At 62.1% G+C, this 2580-nt stretch carries 1 protein-coding gene and 2 pseudogenes; all 3 read right to left on the reverse strand.

All coding sequences use genetic code 11. The annotated features are described in order from the left end of the window. Window positions 1-752 (reverse strand): annotated as a pseudogene (locus GHK62_RS12940) (IS256 family transposase); the annotation flags it as partial. Between the two features lie 466 nt (window positions 753-1218). Next, window positions 1219-2259, reverse strand: coding sequence for an IS110 family RNA-guided transposase (locus tag GHK62_RS12945; RefSeq protein WP_153439607.1), 1041 nt, complete (start codon window positions 2257-2259; stop codon window positions 1219-1221). 88 nt (window positions 2260-2347) lie between these two features. Continuing rightward, window positions 2348-2578: pseudogene (locus tag GHK62_RS12950) on the reverse strand (transposase); the annotation flags it as partial. Window positions 2579-2580: the final 2 nt, after the last annotated feature.

The following is a 2580-nucleotide window of genomic DNA, read 5'->3' on the forward strand; positions in this document are numbered from 1 at the left end:
TTGAGACGTTCGATCGGATTTGTCGAATGCAGCTTGGCCCGGTGCTCTTTCGGGAAGGTCATGTAGGCGAGCACATCCGCTTCGGCATCATCCATGATGGCGGCGAGCTTCGGCACTTTCGGCCGTATCTGGTCGGCGACGTTGCGCCACTGGGTGCTCGCCGCCTCCGATGTATCCTGAGCAAAGGCGGTGGCGATGAAGGCGGAGACCACCCGTCGGCCGCTCTTTCCGGCATGGGCCAGGGCGTTTCTCATGAAGTGGACCCGGCACCTCTGCCAGGTGGCCGATAGAACCTTTGAGACTGCGGCCTTTAACCCTTCATGGGCATCGGAGACGACCAGCTTGACGCCTCTGAGACCCCGTCGCGTCAGCTTGCGCAGGAACTCCGTCCAGATCGGCTCGGCTTCGGACGTGCCGATCTCCATGCCCAAGACCTCGCGCCGACCGTCGGTGTTGACGCCGACGGCGATGATGACGGCGACGGAGACGATGCGACCGCCGCGCCGGACCTTCAGATAGGTGGCGTCGATCCAGAGATAGGGCCAATCGCCCTCGATGGGTCTTTCGAGGAAGGCCTTCACCTTGACATCGATCTCTTCGCACAGGCGGCTCACCTGACTCTTGGAGATGCCGCTCATACCCATCGCCTTGACGAGATCGTCGACGGAACGCGTTGAGATGCCTTGGATGTAGGCTTCCTGGATAACAGCCGTCAGAGCCTTCTCCGCCATGCGACGCGGCTCCAGAAAGCTTCTCTATTCGGCGTGTTGAGGTCAAGCGCTCTCGAGCGTTCCGGCTTGCCGGCATTTGATGTCCTTCGCGGGGTCTTGCTTCTCTACGGGATCGGCGCCTCGGCCCTCCCTCCATGGGATTCAAATGAATGAGGTGGAACAATCTCGGGAGCGTCCTGATGCAAGGGGCATCGGTACAGCTTTCTGCGGCGAACTCACCTCATCCACCGTCCCGCGAAGGACAGGTTTCCACCGGCATGGTGGAACTGTGTCTCACCTTCCATCGGGGTGATAATTGTCACATTTGATCGTGGTTCATCTCCCATCTTCTTGTTCGGCCGATTGGGCGACCATCTTCTCGTCCCGACCTGATTTCGCGCTGGCCGTCGGCACGCAGTGGTCGTCAAGGGAGGCCCAGCGGGGCCATCGCGCAGCGACTTGCCCTTGACGGGCACGAGCGCCGCGGCAGGCTGCACTGGTCGGGACGTCAGCCAGCGACCGGCACGAGGTCCTGCCTGGTCCAGCGGAACTGGGTGCCGTCGATCCAGATCCGGTGCATGATCACCGCCAGTCGGCGGGCAAGCGCGACAATGGCCTTGCGCGCACCACGCCGCTTGGCGACGTTCATCGCCCAGGCCTTCAACCAGGACCATTTCGTGGCCCGCGTCAGAAGCACCTGCGCCGACTCGTAGAGCAGGGATCGAAGCAAGCCGTCGCCGCACAGTGTGATGCGGCCGATGCGGCGACTTTCGCCCGACTCATGCAGTACCGGCGTCAGCCCCAATATCGGCCCTACCGCCTTGGAATTCCTGAACCGCTGAGGAATGTCGATCGTCGCGGTATAGGCCATCGAGGTCACCGGCCCGACACCGGGGATCGACATCAGTCGGCGGCACGTCTCATCCTTCCGGACAAGCATCAGAACCTTGCGGTGCAGGGCGCCAAAATGCTGGCGTAGCTTGTCGCGTGCGTCGAGCAGCGGCTCCAGGATCTCGGCCAGTTCGGGCATGTCTTCGGTGAGCTCGCGGATGCGGTGCGCGAATTTGACGGCTCCGACCATGCCGACCTTGAGCCCGAAGTTGCGCAACAGCCCGCGGATGTCGTTGTCGATGGCAATCGCCTTTTCCTGTAGGAGCTTGCGCGCCGTCAGCAAGGCCAGGCGTTTCTGGCTCGTCAGCGTCTTGACATGCACCGGGCGGAACAGGTTGACCCGCATCATCTGGGCAATGCCTCGGGCGTCAATGCGGTCGGATTTGTTCGGCTGTGCCTTCAAGAATGCCTTGGTGTGCCGCGTCTCGATGCAGGTCACCGGCAATCCGGCTTCCGCCAGCCCGCTGAATAGCCATTGCGATAAGGGCCCGGCTTCAAGCCCGATCCGCTCAAGGGCCCAGGCAGGATCGGTGAGGGCCCGCACAAGATCTTCGGGATGGCTCGGCACCTTCCCCTCACGGCAGATCGCGCCCGTTTCGTCGACGATGCAAATGGCGGTCTCTTTGACTGCGACGTCCAATCCGGCATAATGTTTCATGCTGCGCTTCCTTTCCTGATGCTTGTGGCTGTTCCAGAACAGACCACGGTTACCATCAGCTCGAAGCGCCGCACCTTCATGGCATCACCGCTGAAGGATGGGGCTCAAGCCGAATACCCCATCTCGGGAAATAGCTACCTTTGCGCAGCTTCGGGATGCGAAGCTCGACCGTGCCAGCCCGTGTCTCCCAGTCCCGGTCACGGTAGCCGTTGCGTTGGGCGAGCCGCATCGGGTTCTTCTCGCCGTAGCCAGCACCGGTCGCGCTGCCGATCTCCAGCTCCATCAGCCGCTCGGCCGCAAAGCCAATCATCTCGCGCAACA

Origin of the sequence: Sinorhizobium terangae, from assembly GCF_009601505.1 — a bacterium.
GTDB lineage: Bacteria > Pseudomonadota > Alphaproteobacteria > Rhizobiales > Rhizobiaceae > Sinorhizobium > Sinorhizobium terangae.

Bases quoted from the DNA above. Each gene is read 5' to 3' on its own strand.
- GHK62_RS12945 (WP_153439607.1), bottom strand. From the start codon at position 2,259: ATGAAACATTATGCCGGATTGGACGTCGCAGTCAAAGAGACCGCCATT.